13 protein-coding genes and 1 pseudogene are annotated in these 14,882 nt (G+C 64.3%); 3 read left to right on the top strand and 11 right to left on the bottom strand.

Going from position 1 to position 14,882, the window contains the following annotated elements:
- A complete protein-coding gene (locus QRN22_RS26165; RefSeq protein ID WP_042554109.1) occupies positions 1-498 on the top strand; it encodes a methylated-DNA--[protein]-cysteine S-methyltransferase in 498 nt (165 codons plus the stop codon).
- A 6-nt stretch (positions 499-504) separates the two neighbouring features.
- Here the strand turns inward: QRN22_RS26165 and QRN22_RS26160 are convergent, their stop codons facing one another.
- The 4 genes from QRN22_RS26160 to aroC are packed head-to-tail and all read right to left on the bottom strand — an operon-like array spanning position 505 to position 3,988.
- The gene (locus QRN22_RS26160; protein WP_042554108.1) at positions 505-1,050 is read right to left on the bottom strand and encodes a hypothetical protein; all 546 of its coding nucleotides are present in this window, start codon (positions 1,048-1,050) and stop codon (positions 505-507) included.
- Between the two features lie 58 nt (positions 1,051-1,108).
- Positions 1,109-2,263 carry an MFS transporter gene (locus QRN22_RS26155; protein WP_042554107.1) on the bottom strand — a complete coding sequence of 385 codons (1,155 nt, stop codon included), beginning with the start codon at positions 2,261-2,263 and terminating at the stop codon, positions 1,109-1,111.
- A complete protein-coding gene (locus tag QRN22_RS26150; protein WP_052493800.1) occupies positions 2,260-2,862 on the bottom strand; it encodes a hypothetical protein in 603 nt (200 codons plus the stop codon). Before QRN22_RS26150 ends, QRN22_RS26155 begins: the two co-directional genes overlap by 4 nt.
- Positions 2,863-2,896: 34 nt before the next feature.
- On the bottom strand, positions 2,897-3,988 hold the full coding sequence (gene aroC / locus QRN22_RS26145; RefSeq protein WP_042554106.1) for a chorismate synthase: 1,092 nt from the start codon (positions 3,986-3,988) through the stop codon (positions 2,897-2,899).
- Positions 3,989-4,152: 164 nt separating this feature from the next.
- Between aroC and QRN22_RS26140 the strand changes: the two genes are divergently transcribed.
- Both QRN22_RS26140 and QRN22_RS26135 read left to right on the top strand, forming a co-directional pair.
- Positions 4,153-5,133: an alpha/beta hydrolase family protein gene (locus QRN22_RS26140; RefSeq protein WP_082045789.1), complete on the top strand. Its 981-nt coding sequence runs from the start codon at positions 4,153-4,155 to the stop codon at positions 5,131-5,133.
- A 42-nt stretch (positions 5,134-5,175) separates the two neighbouring features.
- A complete protein-coding gene (locus tag QRN22_RS26135; protein ID WP_042554105.1) occupies positions 5,176-5,958 on the top strand; it encodes a hypothetical protein in 783 nt (260 codons plus the stop codon).
- An 88-nt stretch (positions 5,959-6,046) separates the two neighbouring features.
- Here QRN22_RS26135 and QRN22_RS26745 read toward each other — a convergent pair whose 3' ends face one another.
- The 7 genes and pseudogenes from QRN22_RS26745 to QRN22_RS26105 all read right to left on the bottom strand — a co-directional run bounded on the left by QRN22_RS26745 (position 6,047) and on the right by QRN22_RS26105 (position 14,494).
- Positions 6,047-6,910 (bottom strand): methyl-accepting chemotaxis protein, encoded by an 864-nt coding sequence (locus tag QRN22_RS26745; RefSeq protein WP_373565148.1) that lies wholly within the window; start codon positions 6,908-6,910, stop codon positions 6,047-6,049.
- Positions 6,902-7,969: pseudogene (locus QRN22_RS26740) on the bottom strand (methyl-accepting chemotaxis protein); the annotation flags it as partial. The pseudogene QRN22_RS26740 and the gene QRN22_RS26745, both read right to left, overlap by 9 nt.
- A gap of 253 nt (positions 7,970-8,222) precedes the next feature.
- Positions 8,223-8,891, bottom strand: a complete 669-nt coding sequence (gene pdeM / locus QRN22_RS26125) for a ligase-associated DNA damage response endonuclease PdeM (RefSeq protein ID WP_042554103.1) — start codon at positions 8,889-8,891, stop codon at positions 8,223-8,225.
- Entirely contained in the window at positions 8,888-11,467 is a 2,580-nt protein-coding gene (locus QRN22_RS26120; RefSeq protein WP_042554102.1) for a ligase-associated DNA damage response DEXH box helicase, read from the bottom strand. Before QRN22_RS26120 ends, pdeM begins: the two co-directional genes overlap by 4 nt.
- On the bottom strand, positions 11,464-13,203 hold the full coding sequence (locus tag QRN22_RS26115; RefSeq protein WP_042554101.1) for an ATP-dependent DNA ligase: 1,740 nt from the start codon (positions 13,201-13,203) through the stop codon (positions 11,464-11,466). The genes QRN22_RS26120 and QRN22_RS26115 overlap by 4 nt, the downstream gene beginning before the upstream one ends.
- Positions 13,200-14,213 carry a ligase-associated DNA damage response exonuclease gene (locus QRN22_RS26110; RefSeq protein WP_042554100.1) on the bottom strand — a complete coding sequence of 338 codons (1,014 nt, stop codon included), beginning with the start codon at positions 14,211-14,213 and terminating at the stop codon, positions 13,200-13,202. The genes QRN22_RS26115 and QRN22_RS26110 overlap by 4 nt, the downstream gene beginning before the upstream one ends.
- 122 nt (positions 14,214-14,335) lie before the next feature.
- The gene (locus QRN22_RS26105; protein WP_004373322.1) at positions 14,336-14,494 is read right to left on the bottom strand and encodes a DUF3309 family protein; all 159 of its coding nucleotides are present in this window, start codon (positions 14,492-14,494) and stop codon (positions 14,336-14,338) included.
- Between the last annotated feature and the right edge of the window lie 388 nt (positions 14,495-14,882).

Here is a 14,882-nt window from a genome sequence, read left to right as displayed (position 1 = left end):
ATGTTCTACCGCTATCAGGACAGCCCCATTGGGCGCCTGTTCATGGTTGGTGACGACGCCGGCCTGCAGCAATTACTCATGGACGTGGAGCGCACGCCCTGGCGCATCGGCGATGACTGGCGCGCGGCAGGCTCGCAACTGGATGACGTCAGCCGCCAACTCGACGAATACTTCAGCGGCCGTCGCCAGCGCTTCGGCCTACGGCTCAACCCCCAGGGCACAGCGTTTCAGCAGTCGGTGTGGCGCGCCTTGCAGGACATCCCCTTCGGTCGCATCGACAGCTACAGCGCACTGGCCCAACGCATCGACAGACCCAAGGCTGTACGTGCCGTCGGGGCCGCCAATGGCGCCAACCCGATCTGCATCATCATCCCCTGCCATCGCGTCATAGGCCGCGATGGCAGCCTGACCGGCTTTGCTGGCGGCCTGCCACGCAAGCAATTGCTGCTGGAACTGGAAGGCGCGGTGCCGCGGCCACAGGCCTCGCTGTTCGACTAGGCCTGCTCAGTCTTCCAGGCGCGGAAAAGAGGCGGCGATGGGATCACCGCTGGGCTTGCCCGCAACATCGCTGCCGGACGAAAGGCGCAGCAACGCGCAATGGGGAAACTCGCCCAGATCGAACCAGTGAGGCGTACCGGCAGGTACCGAGACCAGCGCATTGCGCTCACCCAACAGCGCATACACGTAGTCGTCGACATGCAGATTCAGCAGCCCCTGCCCGGCCAGGAACAGGTAAAGCTGCGCGCCGCCGGAGATGATTTCCTGCGGCGGCTCGGCGGGCTTTTCGCCCTCCTTCGGCCAGCGGCGCTGGTCGACACTGATGACCTCCACGTGGCCCAGATCGTGATCACGTTTGAGTTGCTCCAGCGATCCGGCAAGCGCGGCGAGGATAGCGTCCGGCGCGGCCCCGGCCTGCAGTTTGGCGTCAACATCGACAACGCTGTAATCGATACCGGCCGCTGCCAGCGTGCTGGCGATATCCTCAGCATGGCCCAGTATCTTGTTGGGAATATGGGGGCTGGACTGATGGTGGACGCTCAGGCGGCTCATGGAGAAAATCCTTCAGTAAGTGCTCGCCACCCTGCGGGCAGCTTGATTTGACCAGTGATCAGGGACGCGCCGGATCGGTCGTGCGTCTGACCATGATAACGGCTGCGGCCAGTGCGGCCAGCCCCGCCAGGGCGAATGTCCACTGCGGGCCCAGGCCATTCCAGCTGTAACCGGCATACAGGGCGCCCAAGGCGCCGCCAATGCCAGCCAGCGAGGCGTACAGCGCCTGGCCCTGGCCTTGCTGGCGCGCGCCGAAACTGCGCTGCACGAAAGCGATGGACGCCGCGTGGAAGCTGCCGAAGGTGGCGGCGTGCAGCACCTGCGCGAACAGCAGCACCAGCAGGTGATCGGCGAAAAAGCCCATCAATACCCAGCGCAGCGCGGCGATGGCGAAGCTGGCGACCAGAACCTGACGCAGGCTGAAATGCCGGAGCAGTCGCGCCATGGCCATGAACACCAGCACCTCGGCGACCACCCCCAGCGCCCAGAGCATTCCGATCAGCCCGCGGCTGTAGCCGAGCTGCTCCAGGTGGATGCTGAGGAAGGTGTAGTACGGCCCGTGGGACAGCTGCATCAGCGCCACGCACAGATAGAAGGCCAGCACACCGGGCTGCCTGAGTTGCTGCAGGAAGCCGCCGCGGCTCGTCGATTGCGATGACACCAGTGGCTGGGCGTCTGGCACCCAGAAGCTGCTCAGGGCGATGCCGGTGATGATCAGCAGCAGCGCCCAGGGATAGACGTCCAGGCTGAACCAGTCGAAGGCCTTGCCCAACCCCACCACGCTGAGGATGAAACCGATCGAGCCCCACAGACGGATCTGCGCATAACGGGCCGACTGCTCGCGCAGATGGGCCAGGGTGATGACCTCGAACTGCGGCAGCACCGCATGCCAGAAGAACGCATGCAAGGCCATCACCATGGCCAGCCAGGCGTAACTCTGGCTGACGAAGATCAGGCTCAGGCTGAGCAGCGTACACAGCGCACCAAGACGCACGATCAACAAGCGCCTGCCACTGTAATCGCCCAGCCAGCCCCACAGGTTCGGCGCGATACAACGCATCAGCATGGGGATGGCCACCAACTCGCCGATACGCGCTGGCGAGAAGCCCAGATGGGCGAAATACAGCCCAAGGAACGGCGCCGTGGCGCCCAGCAGCGCGAAGTAGAACAGGTAGAAGCCGGACAAGCGCCAGTATGGGACTGCCGGAGTCAATCCCGAACACCCTTGCTATCGAAGAATTGCCGAATCAGTGCATTGCCTGCACCCGGTTCCCGCAGCGTGACCACCGTACCGTTGTCATCCACGGTGAAATGCCCCTTGAAGGCCTCCGGCATCGCTTCGTACTGCCGGTTGACCTGCTCGAGGGTATCGCGCAAGCAGGCGTAGCCATAACGCTCGACCAGATACGGCAACGCGTTGCGTCCCCTGAGTAGTTCGTACTCCTGATAGTTGTAGGGCGTGGACTGCTGTCTTTTAGTCAAGGTCTGGCGAAAGCCTTCGAGCAATCGCTGCAACTGGCCCTCTTCGGAGCGGCGCGCCAGGCCACGAAGGGCATAGACCTTCATGTCCAGGTAGCGCTCCTTTCGATAGGCCAGGGCGAAAAAGTCATCGAGCGCCGGAAAATCGAAGTCATATAACAGCCTGAGTATCTGCTTGCGCACATCGAGCTGTTTGCTGCTGGTGTAAAGCGCAACGAGGTACCCAGCGCCCTGCTCGCCGATATGGGCTGGCTCCAGCGCGAACAGCGCATCACGAACCGCCGAGATGCGCTTGCCGGTAACGCTGCGTAGCACCTCGGGAAATTCGTTCATGCCGCCCTCGCCGGCAGGATGCCAGAACGCTCGCTCACAGCTGCGGCAGCACCGGCGTATTCACCCGCACATCGGCATTCTGCCCGCGGTGGCGCAGCAGGTGATCCATCAGCACGATGGCCATCATCGCTTCGGCGATCGGCGTGGCGCGGATGCCGACGCACGGATCGTGACGGCCCTTGGTGATCACGTCCGCCGGGTTGCCGTCGATGTCGATGGAGCGCCCCGGTGTGGTGATGCTGGACGTCGGCTTGAGGGCCAGATGAGCGACGATCGGCTGGCCGCTGGAAATGCCACCGAGGATGCCGCCGGCGTTGTTGGACAGGAAGCCCTCGGGGGTCAGCTCGTCGCGGTGCTCGGTACCGCGCTGCGCCACCGAGGCGAACCCGGCGCCGATCTCTACGCCCTTGACCGCGTTGATGCTCATCAGCGCATGGGCCAGTTCGGCATCCAGGCGGTCGAAGATCGGCTCGCCCAGCCCCGGCATCACGCCCTCCGCGACCACGGTGATCTTCGCGCCGACCGAATCCTGGTCGCGGCGCAGCTGATCCATGTAGGCCTCGAGCTCCGGCACCCTGTCCGGGTCGGGGCTGAAGAAGGCGTTTTCCTCGACCGAGTCCCAGCTCTTGAACGGAATTTCGATGGGCCCCAGCTGGCTCATGTAGCCGCGAATGACGATGCCCTGGCTGGCCAGGTACTTCTTGGCGATGGCACCGGCAGCCACGCGCATCGCGGTTTCCCGGGCCGAGCTGCGGCCGCCACCGCGGTAGTCGCGAACGCCGTACTTGTGGTGGTAGGTGTAGTCGGCATGGGCCGGGCGAAACAGATCCTTGATGGCCGAGTAGTCCTTGGACTTCTGGTCGGTGTTGCGGATCAGCAGGCCGATGGAGCACCCCGTGGTCTTGCCTTCGAACACACCGGAGAGGATTTCCACCTCGTCGGCTTCCTGGCGCTGGGTCGTGTGGCGGCTGGTGCCCGGCTTGCGGCGGTCGAGGTCGCGCTGCAGGTCATCCAGGGAAATGTCCAGCCCGGGCGGGCAGCCGTCGACGATGGCGACCAGCGCAGGGCCGTGGCTCTCGCCTGCCGTGGTGACGGTGAACAGCTTGCCGAAGGTATTGCCGGACATTGCGCGAGGCTCCACATCAGTTCGATCAGCAGCCTGCGGCGAAAAGGCAGGCCCAAGAGGAAAGCCGCTGAGTATACTCCGTCGCAACTGCGGAGATCACCCGCGAGCGAACCTTTGGCCATTTGCCAGCGTCCAACAGATCCCAACACAGACACGTTCCCATCATGCTGCGAGCCCTGCTTTTGACCCTCTCCCTCTTCACCGGCCTGGTTCAGGCTGCCCCCATCCTGCGTGAACAGGTCAGCCTGGATACCGGCCAGGGCGTGCTGCATGGCTCGCTGGTGCTGCCACAACGCACCGAGGCCGTACCGGTGGTGCTACTGGTGGCCGGCTCGGGACCGACCGACCGTAATGGCAACAACCCTGGCGGCGGGCATAACGATGCGCATCGCAAACTGGCCCAGGCGCTGGCTCAACAAGGCATCGCCAGCGTCCGTTACGACAAGCGCGGCATCGCCGCCAGTTTTGCCGCGACGCCGCACGAACGCGACCTGAGCGTGGAGCGTTACGTCGCCGACGTGGTTGCCTGGAGCCACAAACTGCATGAAGACAAGCGCTTCAGTCAGGTGATTCTGGTCGGTCACAGCGAAGGCGCGCTGATCGCCAGCCTGGCAGCCCCCGAATCCGCTGCCGATGCCCTGGTGTCCATCGCCGGCAGCGCGCGCCCCATCGACCAGCTGCTTCAGGAGCAACTGCGCGACCGCCTGCCGCCGCGCCTGCGCGCCGAGAGCGATGCCTTGCTGGTCGCCCTGCGCGAGGGTCGCCAGGTTCCCGAGGTGTCGGACGAACTGACCGTGCTGTACCGCACCAGCGTACAGCCCTACCTGATTTCGCTGTTCCGCCAGGATCCGGCTGCCGCCTTTGCCAAGGTGCGCGTTCCGGCACTGATCATCCAGGGGGATCACGACATTCAGGTCCGCGTGCAGGATGCCGAAGCGCTGCATGCCGCCAACCCGGACGCGCAATTGCAGATCATTACCGGCATGAATCATGTGCTGCGCATCGTGCCGATGGATTTCGACGCGCAACTGGCGTCCTACGACAACCCCGACCTGCCACTGGCCCGCGCCCTGACCACCCGTATCGTCCGTTTCATTCAGGCATTGCCGCCTGCAGAAACCAGCGTCGCTGCCGATACTCATTAAGCCGACGCTCAACTTCGCGGCGGCTTTTCGAGGAATGCCCCCATGACCGACAGCGAAACGCCAGCCGTCGCCGCACCTGAAGACGAACAGGTCGAGCCGTCGCATCCGTGGGCCAAGCTCGGTCCCGAGCACTTTCGCCTGCTGCGCCTGGCGCCTCTGCCCATCGACCGCCACACCGGAGCGCGGCCGCTGCGTTTCGTCCAGCTTGGCCGCGTCGAGCGGCACAGCAAGGAACAGAGCCTGCTGCGCCTTACCCTGCAATTGCCGGGGCAGAAGGTGCGCAAGGAACAGAACGTACTGGAGCTGTGGCTCGACCACCGCGCCAAGGAAGCCCGTTTCGGCCCCGACAGCGGCCTGAGCCTGGAGCCGCAGAATCGCGGCCTTGGCCGCTTTCTGCTGGCCCAGGCAGCCGCCTGGGCCAAACAGCACTGTGCTCATTACACCCTCGAGAGCGGCCCGCTGCCGAGCCGCGACGCGATGAGCGAAGAGGCCCGTGCGCGCCGTGACCATTGCCTGAAGGCCCAGGGTTTCGCCGTCGACTACCAGGACGGTCAGCTCAAGGCGAATTACAGCGCATCGCGCCTCAGCGCCCTGCACAGCGACTGGAATGGTGAAAAGGTCAGGTTCATCGAACAGCTGGACGCCGCGCAGATGCTGCAGCAGGCGGATCAGAATCTGCACGAGCAGGATGTGCAGCTGCGCAAGCAGCATGAGCGCCTGGAGCAACTCAAACGCGAGGACGGCGGCCTGCGTTTCACCATCGCCTGCCTGGTAGCCTTCGCCCTGTTCCAGGCAGGCCTGCTCATCTGGATCGCGACTCACTGAAAGCGCCGCCTGCCAGTCATGGAAGGCCACAAAAAAGGCCGTTACCCCGAAGGGTAACGGCCTTTCTTATTTCAGCTGAACGTAATGCTCAGACCCGGAAGTGGCTGACCATCTGCTGCAGCTGACTACCCAGGCGAGCCAATTCGACACTGGACGCAGCGGTTTCCTCACTGGCGGCGGCGGTCTGCTCGGAGATATCGCGTACGTTGATCACACTGCGGCTGATTTCCTCGGCCACCGCACTCTGCTGCTCGGCAGCGGCGGCGATCTGCTGGTTCATCGACTGGATATTGGACACCGTGCGGGTGATGCTTTCCAGCGAACCACCGGCCTTGCGCGTCAGCTCCACGGTGCTGTCGGTCAGGTCGCGGCTGCTCTGCATGATGCTGGCCACCTGCTGGGTGCCCTGCTGCAGCCCGGCAACCAGGCCCTCGATCTCTTCGGTGGACTTCTGGGTACGTTGTGCCAGACCACGCACCTCATCGGCGACCACCGCGAAACCGCGGCCGGCTTCGCCAGCACGAGCGGCTTCGATGGCGGCGTTGAGCGCCAGCAGGTTGGTCTGCTCGGCCACTGCCTTGATCACGTCCATCACACTGCCGATCTTGTTGCTTTCCTTCTGCAGATGGCTCATCGCCTCGGTGGAACGGGTCACTTCGGCAGCCAGGCGCTCGATCTGGGCGATGGCTTCGGCCACCACGCGGTCGCCCTGGGTGGCTTCACGGTCGGCATCCGAAGCGGCACGGGATGCGTCGGCGGCATTGCGTGCGACTTCCTGAACGGTGGCGGACATCTCGTGCATCGCGGTAGCGACCTGGTCGGTCTCGACCTTTTGGCTATTGACCCCGGCGCTGGTCTGCTCGGTGACTGCCGACAACTCCTCGGCAGCGCTGGCGATCTGGGTGACGCCGTCACGAATGCCACCAATCAGGTCACGCAAGGTGGTGCCCATGCGCTGGATGCCCTGCTGCAACACGCCGATTTCGTCACGGCGGGTCACGTGCAGGGTCTGACTCAGGTCGCCACCGGCGATACGCTCGACCGCAACCAGGGTTTCCTGCAGCGGACGGGTGATCTGCCGGGTGATCAGCCAGGCGGCGAGAATACCGACCAACAACGCCAGCACGGTCGTGCTCAATTGCAGAGTGCGCGCAGACGCAGTCTCGCTGTCGCGGCGTTCCAGCTGGATCGCGGTAAGCTCCTTGCTGATCCTGACGATTTCGTAGCCTTCCTCGGTCAGTTCCTTACGTGCCACGGCGATGGTCTCGGTCGCGGCCTTGAACGCCATGACCGCCGTACGGTAATTGCCCAGCGCGGTGTCGACCAGGCTGACACGCTGAGGGTGCTCGGCAGAGAACGCCTGACGAAACTGATCGAGATCCTTGATGGTGGTCTCGATCTGGGTGATGGCCGCGCGCTCTGCGTCGGCGTTGGGCGTGCCGGTGTAACCACGTACCTGATAACGCACCAGTTGCCAGTCTTCCTTGGCCTTGGTGATCGCCTGGAATTGTGCGTTGCGGCTTTCATCGTAGGGTGGCAGGTTCAAGACTGCGGTGTTGATTTCGTCGATCGCCTGGCCGGCCGTCACCGCGTTGCGGGTCATTTCCTGGCGCGCGTCATTGCTCGCCCGGTAGCCACTGCGCATCTTGTTCAGCGACAGTTGGTAGGCGTCGATCTGGGCACCCTGCGCTTGCAGCAGGCGGACGTTGTCCGGGCTCTTGAAGCTCGAGAGTACCTGGCCATGCTGGGCCTTGAAGCCATCGAGGGATTTCTGCACGGTTTCGGCGACCGTTTCGTCACCGTTGGCCAGCATGTATTGCAGGCGGGTTACACGCAGCTCGGTCAGCGTGTCGTTGAGACGGGCAATATCCGAAGTCCAGTTGCTGCGCTGGATCAAGCTGCCCAGACTGGTCCATCCAGCAAGAGCAAGTACGCAGGTAAGGGCAAGCACGAGGCCAAAGCCCAAGGCAAGTTTCAAGGTAACGCTGATGTTCGCGAACCAGCTGTTCATAGTGTTCTCCGACCTTTTTTAAGGGGTTAAGCAGCTGGAGTTTTATTCTTGGACCAGTCTGAAATTTAAAGCGGCACGCATTCTATCGGCGGCGAAATAAATAACTAGAGCGGCAGAATGCAGATAGCCACTTCAACAGGATAGAAACCCAGCTTCACGCTAGGTTATTGGCCTATAAAGTGATGCTTATCAGATAGATAGGTCGGTTATTTGCTGGTTAGTCAGTTTTTTATCCGTGACATCAGGCCGCAGATCACCCCTGATTCAAGCTCCATAACGCGCCATCGAGCGCACCGTAAATAGCCCGCCCTGGCGCTGCATCGACAGCCATCCCGCCGGTGAACTCACCGAAAGCCGGTAACAGGGTGGTGCTGTGCTCGATGCAGAAGCACGGCATGCGCACGCGGTCACGCCCCCGGCCGCGCAGCACGAATACCGGGTGCAGGTGCCCGGCCAGCACATGCAGACCAGGGCAATCCAGAGGTTCGTGGCACAGCGCGAACGGCCCCATGCGCCAGGGTTCGCTGACCACCTCGATGGCCAGCTCGGCCGGTGGATCACCGGCGCTGCGGTCATGGTTGCCGCGTATCAGAACGATCTGCAGCTCGGTATGCCGCTCGCGCCACGCCTGCAGGGCCGCCAGGGTAGTGCCGATTCGCGCCGGGCGCGCATGCAGCAGGTCCCCCAGAAACACCAGACGGCGAACCGGGTAGCTCGCCAGTAGCTCATCGAGCCGCTGCAGGTTGCGAGCCGTGGTGCCGTGCGGAACCGGCTGCCCCAGGGTGCGGTAGGTGGCGGCTTTGCCAAGATGCGCGTCGGCGATCAGCAGGGTCTGCTCGGAAGGCCAGTAAATGGCCCTGTCGGCCAGCAACCAGAGGGTTTCACCGGCGACCTGCACGGCCAGGTGCGGCGCTCCACTCATGCCCCGCTACCCTTGGCCTTGCGGCGTGAGCGGCCGTCCTTGCGCTTGCGTTCGCCACTGCGCAAGGTGGGTTCGACCTCGATCAGCGGCTTGCCGGCCATCTGCCCGCCCGGCCCCGCAGCACGCTCGAGTTCGCCGAGCATGCGGGCGATGCGGTCGGCGAGCTTCTCCGAACTGAGGCGCTCGCGAAAGCGCTCGACCATCAGCGGAAAGGCCAGCGGCGTGGCACGCCGCAGCTCATGCAGATGCAGACGCGCCGCGCGCATATCAGCCAGGGTGTGCTGCAACTGCCTGACATCCAGCTCCTGGCTGAGCACTTCGTCATGAGCCTGGGTCAGCAGCAGATTATCCGGGTCGTACTGGCGAAACACGTCGAAGAACAGCCCGCTGGAGGCCTGCACCTGGCGCAGGCTCTTGCCTGCGCCAGGGTAGCCACCGAACACCAGGCCGGCGATACGGGCGATCTCGCGAAAACGCCGTTGGGCCAATTCGCTGGCGTTGAGACTGGCGAGCACGTCATGCAGCAGGTCGTGATCGTCGAACAGATCACCGTCGAGCAGCCCCGCCCAGTCCACCTCGCTGGCACACAGCAACTCCAGGCCATAGTCGTTGACGGCAATCGAGAAACTCAAGGGCTGCCGCTGCCCCAGGCGCCAAGCCAGCAGACTGGCCAGCCCCAGGTGCACGTTGCGCCCTGCGAAGGGATACAGGAACAGGTGCCAGCCTTCACGCGAGTGCAGGGTTTCAGCCAGCAACGTCCCTGGTGCTGGTAACGCGGACCAGTGCGCCTGCACCTCCAGCAGCGGTCGCAGCATGCGCATTTCCGGGCCATCGAAGTGACCCTGCGCTGCCTCGCCAAAACGCGCCACCACGGCTTCGGCCAACGCACTGGAGAGCGGCATGCGCCCGCCATTCCAGCGCGGCACGCTGGCCTTGCTGGAATTGCTGCGCCGCACGTAGGCCGTCATGTTCTCCACCCGGACCAGCTCGAGCGGTCGCCCACCGAACAGAAACACATCGCCCGGGTGCAGGCGGGCAATGAAGCCTTCCTCGACGCTGCCGAGCGAGCCACCGCCGCCGCCTTTGCTCCACCATTTCACGCTGACGCTGGCGTCGCTGACGATGGTGCCCACGCTCATCCGGTGGCGGCGCGCGAGACGCTGGCTGGGCACGCGCCAGATGCCCTCTTCGTCCGGTTCCACGCGCTGATAATCGGGATAGGCGCTGAGCGACTCCCCGCCCTGTCGCACGAACGCCAGGGCCCAGCGCCACTGGGCATCGTCCAGATCGCGGTACGCCCAGGTGCTGCGTATCTCCGGCAGCAGCTCTTCAGGCCTGAAGCCGCCGCCCAGAGCCATACTGACCAGATGCTGAACCAGTACATCCAGCGGCTGATGAGGCGATTCTCGGGCCTCGATGCGCCCGGCCGCAACGGCGTCCTGCACGGCGATGGCTTCGATCAGTTCGAGGCCGTGAGTGGGCACTAGGGTGATGCGCGAGGTACGCCCCGGCGCATGACCGGAACGCCCGGCGCGTTGCAGCAGGCGGGCAACACCCTTGGCCGAGCCAATCTGCAGAACCCGCTCCACAGGCAGGAAGTCGACCCCCAGATCCAGGCTGGAGGTACAAACAACGGCTTTCAGCTTGCCCTGCTTGAGCCCTGCCTCGACCCAGTCACGGACTTCGCGGGCCAGCGAGCCGTGGTGCAGGGCGATCAATCCGGCCCAATCCGGGCGCGCGTCGAGCAATGCCTGATACCAGAGTTCGGACTGCGAGCGGGTGTTGGTGAACACCAGGGTCACGCTGCTGCCTTCCAACTCCTCGACCACCTGCGGCAACAGCCGCAACCCCAGATGGCCGGCCCAGGGAAAACGTTCCATCGCCGCAGGCAGCAGCGTATCGATCTGCGGTCTGGCGCCCTGCTCACCGCGAACCAGCCGACCACCACCGTCAGGCAGCAGCACCTCCATGGCATGGGGCTGGTTGCCGAGGGTGGCCGACAACCCCCAGACGACAAGTTGCGGGTTCCACTGGCGCAGCCGCGCCAGCGCCAATTGCAACTGCACACCGCGCTTGTTGCCGAGCAACTCATGCCACTCATCCACCACCAGCATGCCGACATGGGCGAACTGCGCCTTCGCGTCAGCACCGGTGAGCAACAGCGTCAGGCTCTCGGGCGTGGTCACCAGCGCGGTCGGCAGGCGGCGTGCCTGACGCTGCCGTTCGGCGCTGCCGGTATCGCCGGTGCGCATGCCCAGCGTCCAGGGTATTTCCAGGCCATCGAGCGGCGCCTGCAGGGCACGCTGCGTATCAGCGGCCAAGGCACGCATGGGCGTGATCCATAACACCGTGAGTGGCGCAGCCGGTGGCGCGCGTTTGCCGCTCAGCGCTTTCTTCGGCACGCTCTTGCCCGCGAAGCGATTGAGCGCGGCCAGCCAGACGGCGTAGGTCTTGCCGGCACCGGTCGACGCATGCAGCAGGCCGCTATGCCCTTCGGCAACCGCCTGCCAAACCTCTTTCTGAAAATCGAACGCTTTCCAGCCATTGCGACGCAGCCAGGTGACGGCCAGACTCATGGCAGCAATTCCTGCAGCAGCGCCAGGGTATCGGCCTCCTCCACCGTCTTGTCATGGCGCCAGCGCAACATGCGCGGAAAACGCACGGCGATGCCGCTCTTGTGACGGGGGGAGCGAGCGATGCCTTCGAAACCCAGTTCGAACACCAGGCTTGGCGTGACACTGCGCACCGGGCCGAACTTCTCCACGGTGGTCTTGCGCACGATGGCGTCGACCTTGCGCATCTCCTCGTCGGTCAACCCGGAGTAGGCCTTGGCGAACGGCACCAGCCGGCGTTCGGGATCACCCGGCGCGCCGTCCCACACGGCGAAGGTGTAGTCGCTGTACAGGCTGGCTCGCCGACCATGACCCCGCTGGGCGTAGATCAGCACGGCATCGACGCTCAGGGGATCGATCTTCCACTTCCACCAGACACCAACGTCCTTGCTGCGCCCCACGCCGTAAGCGGACTCACGCGCCTTGAGCATCATGCCTTCCACGCCCAGCGCCCGCGACGCCTCGCGCTGTTCGGCCAGGGCCTGCCAGCTCTCGCCGTGCAGCAGTGGCGAAGGCATCAGCCGCGGGCTCGCGCAATTGGCGACCACCCGTTCCAGCTGCGCACGTCGCGCGTGTTGCGGCCGGCTGCGCCAGTCATCGCCTTGCCACTCCAGCAGGTCGTAGGCCAGCACGGCGACCGGCACCTCTTCGAGCAGCTTGCGGCTCAGGGTCTTGCGGCCGATGCGTTGCTGCAACAGCGCGAAAGGCTGAATGCCGTATTGTTCGAGCTGTTCCTCGACCTGATCGTTGAGCCGCTCGGCGGATTGCCCGGCAGCCTGGGCCATCAACTCGCCCTGCCGAGCGGTGGCCTCAGGGGCGTGGCGCCAGACCACCAGTTCGCCATCGACGACAGTGCCATCCGGCAGTGATGCGGCAAGCTCCTGAAGTTCGGGGAAGCGCTCGCTGATCAGCTCTTCCCCCCGTGACCAGACCCATAACTCGCCGTCACGCTTGACCAGTTGCGCGCGAATGCCGTCCCACTTCCACTCGATCAGCCAGTCAGCGGGCGAACCCAGGCTGGCGTCGAATTCCTGCAGTGGCCGCTGCAACGGATGAGCGAGAAAGAATGGATACGGCTGGCCACCACGCTGAGCGTGCTCGTCATCCGATTCGGCAGCGATCAGCCGTTGGTAAGAGGCGGCCGTGGGCCGGTGCGACAAGTCGGTATAGCCGACCAGACGCTGAGCGACGCGCTTGGCATCGACATCGGCAATGGCAGCCAGTGCGCGGGTGACCAGAAGCTTGGAGACACCGACACGAAAGGCGCCGGTGATGAGCTTGATACTGACCATCAGCGATGGCGCATCGAGCTGCGCCCACAATGCGTCGAGGCGCATCGCCAATTCGTCCGCAGGCAGTCCGCGCAGCGGCAGCAGTTTTTCTTCCACCCAGACGGCCAGCCCGTCCCGGGAGGTCGAGGTCGCTTCAGGCAGCAACAACGCGATGGTTTCCGCCAGATCACCGACCGCCGAATAGCTTTCCTCGAATAGCCATGCCGACAGTCCGGCCCGCTGCATGGCCAGTTCCCGCAACTGCCGTGATGGCACCAGTTGCCGTGGCCTGCCACCGGCAAGAAAGTACACAGCCCAGGCGGCGTCCGCAGGTTCGGCGTCGCGCAGGTAGTCCTGCAGCGCCGCCAGTTTGGCGTTGCTCGAGGTGGTGGCGTCGAGGCGCGCATAAAGCTGCGCAAAGGCGATCATGTGGAGGGCTCCGCAGCCGCGTCGTCTTCCTCGCCGTATTCGGTATCGAACGCCTGGGCATCCAGGCCCTGCTCACGCAAGTGCCGAACCAGGATGTTCACCGAACCATGGGTGACCATGACCCGCTCGGCACCGGTCTGCTCGATGGCCCACAGCAGGCCAGGCCAGTCGGCATGATCGGAGAGCACGAAACCACGATCGACACCGCGCCGCCGACGGGTGCCACGCAACAGCATCCAGCCGCTGGCGAACGCATCGCTGTAGTCACCGAAGCGCCGTATCCAGGTGCTGCCGCCCGCCGACGGTGGCGCCAGGATCAGTGCCTGGCGCAGCAGCGGATCACCCTTGGGGACCTCACCGGCGTAGCGCGTTTGCGGCAGATGGACGCCGGCCTCGCGATAGACCTGATGCAAGGGCTCCATGGAACCATGGCCAAGGATCGGCCCGATGCTCGCGTCGATACCGTGCAGGATGCGCTGGGCCTTGCCGAAGGCATAGCAGAACAGCACGCTGGCTCGGCCAGCTTCTCGATTCTGCCGCCACCACTCATTGATACCGGCGAATATCTGCGCCTGAGGCTGCCAGCGGTAGATCGGCAGGCCGAAGGTGGATTCGGTGATGAAGGTGTGACAGCGCACCGGCTCGAAGGGGTCGCAGGTGCCATCCGGTTCGACCTTGTAGTCGCCAGAGGCTACCCAGACTTCACCACGGTACTCGAGACGTACCTGGGCTGAACCCAGCACATGGCCGGCAGGATGAAAGCTGAGGCTAACGCCATGGTGGTCGATAGTCTCGCCATAGGCCAGGGTCTGCAGATTGATATCGCGACCCAGACGGGTACGCAGAATCCCCTCACCCGGGGCGGCCGCCAGATAATGGGCGCTGCCTCCGCGGGCATGGTCGCCGTGCCCGTGGGTGATGACGGCGCGCTCTACCGGGCGCCAGGGGTCGATGTAGAAATCTCCGGGAGGACAATACAGGCCTTCGGGCCGTGCAATCACCAGATCCAAGCAGGCGACCTCCGGAAATGAAAAGACGGGAATGAAACGGAGTGGGCAACTGCGAGTGGCCAGAGCCATCAGCGGCTGACGCCGCCGACGGCGATGCCTGCGTCAGTGACGCAGGCGCTGGCTCATATGTAGCCGAGTAGCAGCAGCACCAGCACGATCACCAGCACCAGCCCAAGCCCACCCGTGGGACCGTAGCCCCAGCTGCGGCTGTGCGGCCATGCCGGGATGGCACCAATCAGCATCAGGATCAGAATGATCAGCAGTATGGTTCCCAAGCCCATGGCTATCTCCTTGCGTATCTGTCGGCGAGCCACTCGAAGTGGGTCGCCTGGCATCAGAAGCCTGTGCAGGCATCCGTTCGGATGCAGGGCATGGCGCTGCGGCGAAGCCAGCGTCTGGCAGAGCGCTCGTCGCAGCGCCATGCCCTACACCTTTTACGACTTGGCAAGGAAACGGAAAGTGCAAACTTTAAATCGGCAGTGCCGAGACAGGCCGTGAGCTGACGCTCTACGCAAACCGCGAACTCAGGTCGCACCGAGTGGCCAATGCCGTAGGAGCCCGCTTGCGGGCGAATCACCGGGTCAACGCGGATTCAGCGGCAAGGCCACCACCGCATCGCCCGCAAGCGGGCTCCTACAGACATGGATCTGCAGATATTTGCAGGACCTG

Source organism: Pseudomonas sp. MEJ086, assembly GCF_030209025.1.
GTDB classification, from domain to species: Bacteria; Pseudomonadota; Gammaproteobacteria; order Pseudomonadales; family Pseudomonadaceae; genus Aquipseudomonas; species Aquipseudomonas fulva_A.
Note: the sequence above shows the minus strand (reverse complement) of the source record. Positions and strands in the feature narration are given on the sequence as shown.

Excerpts from the sequence above, each read along its gene's own strand:
- QRN22_RS26165 (WP_042554109.1), top strand. The coding sequence starts at position 1 with ATGTTCTACCGCTATCAGGACAGCCCCATTGGGCGCCTGTTCATGGTT.
- QRN22_RS26160 (WP_042554108.1), bottom strand. The coding sequence starts at position 1,050 with ATGAGCCGCCTGAGCGTCCACCATCAGTCCAGCCCCCATATTCCCAAC.
- QRN22_RS26150 (WP_052493800.1), bottom strand. The coding sequence starts at position 2,862 with ATGAACGAATTTCCCGAGGTGCTACGCAGCGTTACCGGCAAGCGCATC.
- aroC (WP_042554106.1), bottom strand. The coding sequence starts at position 3,988 with ATGTCCGGCAATACCTTCGGCAAGCTGTTCACCGTCACCACGGCAGGC.
- QRN22_RS26140 (WP_082045789.1), top strand. The coding sequence starts at position 4,153 with ATGCTGCGAGCCCTGCTTTTGACCCTCTCCCTCTTCACCGGCCTGGTT.
- QRN22_RS26135 (WP_042554105.1), top strand. The coding sequence starts at position 5,176 with ATGACCGACAGCGAAACGCCAGCCGTCGCCGCACCTGAAGACGAACAG.
- QRN22_RS26745 (WP_373565148.1), bottom strand. The coding sequence starts at position 6,910 with ATGGGCACCACCTTGCGTGACCTGATTGGTGGCATTCGTGACGGCGTC.
- pdeM (WP_042554103.1), bottom strand. The coding sequence starts at position 8,891 with ATGAGTGGAGCGCCGCACCTGGCCGTGCAGGTCGCCGGTGAAACCCTC.
- QRN22_RS26120 (WP_042554102.1), bottom strand. The coding sequence starts at position 11,467 with ATGAGTCTGGCCGTCACCTGGCTGCGTCGCAATGGCTGGAAAGCGTTC.
- QRN22_RS26115 (WP_042554101.1), bottom strand. The coding sequence starts at position 13,203 with ATGATCGCCTTTGCGCAGCTTTATGCGCGCCTCGACGCCACCACCTCG.
- QRN22_RS26105 (WP_004373322.1), bottom strand. The coding sequence starts at position 14,494 with ATGGGCTTGGGAACCATACTGCTGATCATTCTGATCCTGATGCTGATT.